Annotated in this window: 1 protein-coding gene; it reads right to left on the reverse strand. The window is 62.4% G+C overall.

The window, feature by feature from the left end; all coding sequences use genetic code 11:
• Positions 1-153 precede the first annotated feature (153 nt).
• Complete coding sequence (gene nifJ, locus I4W09_RS09610) at positions 154-3693, reverse strand: pyruvate:ferredoxin (flavodoxin) oxidoreductase (protein WP_117655974.1); 3540 nt, start codon at positions 3691-3693, stop codon at positions 154-156.
• Between the last annotated feature and the right edge of the window lie 550 nt (positions 3694-4243).

Raw genomic sequence — 4243 nt, forward strand, 5'->3', positions numbered from 1 at the left:
ATGTCGTGCTTCACCCTCAAGTCGACACGCATAAAAAGCCTCCCATTTCTCATGTCCAAGAAATGGGAGGCAGTTCACGTAGTGCGCAGCGGGGGTTCTTTCATGTCCGAGGACGTCCGCGAAGGTCAGCCCTCAGATCCTGCGGTGGGAGACCTAGGCCTCGTTGTACACCGTCTTGAGCTTCAGCAGGTGCTGATAACGGTCCATAGCGGCCTGCTCATTCTCCTTGAAGAGCTCCTCGGCGCGCTCGGGGAAGGAACGCGTCAGCGAAGCGTAACGGGCCTCGTTCATCAGGAACTCCTGATAACCGCCCGCGGGCTCCTTGGAATCGAGCGAGAACTTCTTGCCGGCAGCAGCCTCGGGGTTGAAGCGGAAGAGGTTCCAGTAACCGCACTCGACAGCCTTCTTCATCTCGGCCTGGCAGTTCTGCATGCCGCCCTTCTTGATGGAGTGCATCTCGCAGGGGCTGTAGCCGATGATGAGGGACGGGCCGTCGTAGGCCTCGGCCTCGTGAATGGCCTTGAGGGTCTGAGCCGGGTTGGCGCCCATGGCGACCTGCGCCACGTAGACGTAGCCGTAGCTCATGGCAATCTCGGCCAGAGACTTCTTCTTGGTCACCTTACCGGCAGCGGCGAACTGAGCGACCTGGCCCAGGTTCGAGGCCTTGGAGGCCTGACCACCGGTGTTGGAGTAGACCTCGGTGTCGAAGACGAAGACGTTGACGTTGTGGCCGGAAGCCAGGACGTGGTCCAGGCCACCGAAGCCGATGTCGTAGGCCCAGCCGTCGCCGCCGAAAATCCAGAAGGACTTCTTGGTGAGGTAAGCCTTGTCGGCGAGGATCGCCTTGGAAGCGTCGCAGCCGCACTTCTCGAGCTCGGCAACGTAGGCAGCGGCAGCGGTCTTGGAGGCCTCGGCGTCGTTGACGGAGTCGATCCAAGCCTGGCCGGCGGCCTTGAGCTCGTCGGACGGACCATCGGCAGCGATGATGTCCTGGGTAGCGGCGATCAGCTTGTGCTGAACGGCCTCATAGCCAACGGCCATGCCCAGACCGTGCTCGGCATTGTCCTCGAACAGGGAGTTGTTCCACGCCGGGCCGTGACCGTCCTTGTCCTTGCAGTAAGGAGCGGTGGCAGCGGGGTTGCCCCAAATGGAAGAGCAGCCGGTAGCGTTGGAGATGAACATGCGGTCGCCGGCAACCTGGGTCACCAGACGTGCATAGGCGGTCTCGGCGCAGCCGGCGCAGGAGCCGGAGAACTCCAAGTAGGGCTGCTTAAACTGGCTGCCCTTGACGTTGGCCGCGATGAGCTCCTTCTTCTCGGAGACGTTCTCGACCATGTAGTCCCAAACGGGCTGCTGGTCCATCTCCTGCTCGGTGGGAACCATCTCGAGGGCGCCCTTGGGGCAGACCTTGACGCAGTTGGTGCAGCCCATGCAGTCGAGCGGGGACACAGCCATGGTGAACTTCATGCCCTTGGCCTTGGGGCCCATGGCGTCGAGCGTGCGGGTAGCCTCGGGCGCGGCGGCAGCCTCGTCCTCGGTCATCGCGAACGGACGGATGGTGGCATGCGGGCACACATAGGCGCACTGGTTGCACTGGATGCACTTGGTCTCGTCCCAGTGGGGAACGACCACGGCGACGCCGCGCTTCTCGTATGCGGAGGCGCCCAGCTCAAACTGGCCGTCAGCGCAATCGACGAAGGCGGAAACAGGCAGGCTGTCGCCGTCCATGCGATCGATGGGCTCGAGCAGGTTCTTGACCTGCTGGGCGATAGCGGACTTGGTCTCCTCGGAGAGCTCGACGGGAGCGGCGTCCTCGGCGGTAGCCCAGTCGGCCGGAACCTCGAACTTACGGAAGGCGGTAGCGCCGGCATCGATGGCCTTGTGGTTGGCGTCGACGATGGCCTGGCCCTTCTTCATGTAGGACTTGGTAGCCGCGTCCTTCATGTACTGCAGGGCGTCCTCGGCGGGCAGGACCTTGGCCAGCGCGAAGAAGGCGGACTGGAGCACCGTGTTGGTGCGCTTGCCCATGCCGACCTTAGCGGCCAGGTCGATAGCGTCGATCAGGTAGACGTTGACGTTGTTGTTCGCGATGTAGCGCTTGGCCACGGCGGGCATGTGCTCGGCGAACTCCTCGTCGCTCCACTGGCAGTTGACCAGGAAGGTGCCGCCCGGCTTGACGTCGCGGACCATCTTGAAGCCCTTAACGATGTAGCTGGGGTTATGGCAGGCGACAAAGTCGGCCTTGGTCACGTAGTACGGCGAACGGATCGGAGAATCACCAAAGCGCAGGTGCGAGACGGTGACGCCGCCGGTCTTCTTGGAGTCGTACTGGAAGTAGGCCTGGACGTACTTGTCGGTGTGGTCGCCGATGATCTTGATCGAGTTCTTGTTGGCACCGACGGTACCGTCGCCACCCAGACCCCAGAACTTGCACTCGATGGTGCCGGGGGCTGCGGTGTTGGGCGCATCCTCGGCCTCGGGCAGGCTCAGGTTGGTCACGTCATCGACAATGCCGATGGTGAACTCGCGCTTGGGCTCGTCCTTCTTGAGCTCCTCGAAGACAGCGAACGCGGACGCGGGAGGCGTGTCCTTGCTGCCCAGGCCATAACGGCCGCCGACGACCTTGATGCCCGTCTTGCCGGCCTCGTAGAGAGCGGAGACGACGTCCTGGTAGAGCGGCTCGCCGATGGAACCCGGCTCCTTGGTACGGTCCATGACGGCGATCTTCTGGACGGTCTCGGGGAGAACGTCGACGAAGTGCTTGATGGAGAACGGACGGAACAGACGAACCTTGACCAGGCCGACCTTCTCGCCGTGAGCGTTGAGGTAGTCGATGACTTCCTCGAGCACGTCGCAGAAGGAGCCCATGCACACGACGACGCGATCGGCATCGGGAGCGCCGTAGTAGTTGAACAGGCCGTAATCGGTGCCGAGCTTCTCGTTGATCTTCTTCATGTAGCCCTCGACGACGGCGGGAAGCTCGTCGTAGACCTTGTTGCAGGCCTCACGGTTCTGGAAGAAGATATCGCCGTTCTCGTGGCTGCCGCGGGTGTGCGGGTGCTCAGGGTTGAGCGCGTGGTCGCGGAAAGCCTGGACGGCGTCCATGTCGCACATCTCTGCCAGATCCTTGTAGTCCCACATGGCGACCTTCTGGATCTCGTGGCTGGTGCGGAAGCCGTCGAAGAAGTTAAGGAACGGGGTCTTACCCTCGATGGCGGCAAGGTGAGCCACCGGCGAGAGGTCCATGACCTCCTGGACGTTGCCCTCGGCGAGCATGGCGAAGCCGGTCTGACGACAGGCCATGACGTCGGAGTGATCGCCAAAAATGTTCAGGGCGTGGGAAGCGACGCAACGCGCGGAGACGTGGAAGACGCCCGGGAGCTGCTCGCCCGCGATCTTGTACATGTTCGGAATCATCAGGAGCAGACCCTGAGAAGCCGTGTAGGTGGTGGTCAGAGCACCGGCGCCCAGCGAACCGTGAACGGTACCGGCTGCACCTGCCTCGGACTCCATCTCGACGACCTTGACCGGGGTGCCGAAGATGTTCTTGCGACCCTGGGCCGCCCACTGGTCGACATGGTCGGCCATCGGGCTGGACGGCGTAATGGGATAGATTCCCGCTACCTCGGTGTACGCATACGAAACATATGCGGCCGCCTCGTTGCCGTCCATAGACTTAAACTTACGCGCCATATACCCCTCTCCTCTCATATAGGTATACAGGCCCCGGCGATCGCCGGGATGTTGGCGTGATGGGATTTACGCTGTTGCTTCCAATCATCTGGCAGGCAGGCTCAGCAGCAGGTACATGGCGTGGAGAGAAGGCATGCCGAGGCGAGGAGGGCTGCACGCGCTCCACAAGCCCAGCTACCCGTCTTGCACATGACCGAGCGCCGCAAAGGCCGCATGCCGGATGCTCCCGGGCACGCCCCGGCGATGGGAAGCGCCCGCAACGGAAATCCGCATGCGGGTTTATTGTACCCCGCCGTCAAGTGTAATTTCGGCAAATATAGGCGGGCGGTAAAGGTTTACCTTGGGTGACTGCCAAGGGCCAAAATGGCCCCTCCATCCCTGGGCGACCGGCTCTGGTGCGCCAAGGAGTGTCCCCAAGTGCCGGCAGAAAAGGAACGTCCCTATCTGCCGGCCAGAGAGCACCGAAGAGAATGGCGTAGGTAGTGGATTCGCCGAGCTTGAGCTCGTCGCCGGGATTGAGTTGGGCGGAACGGCCGGGCTCGACCTGAAT

The organism is Collinsella aerofaciens, assembly GCF_015670795.1.
GTDB lineage: Bacteria > Actinomycetota > Coriobacteriia > Coriobacteriales > Coriobacteriaceae > Collinsella > Collinsella aerofaciens_Q.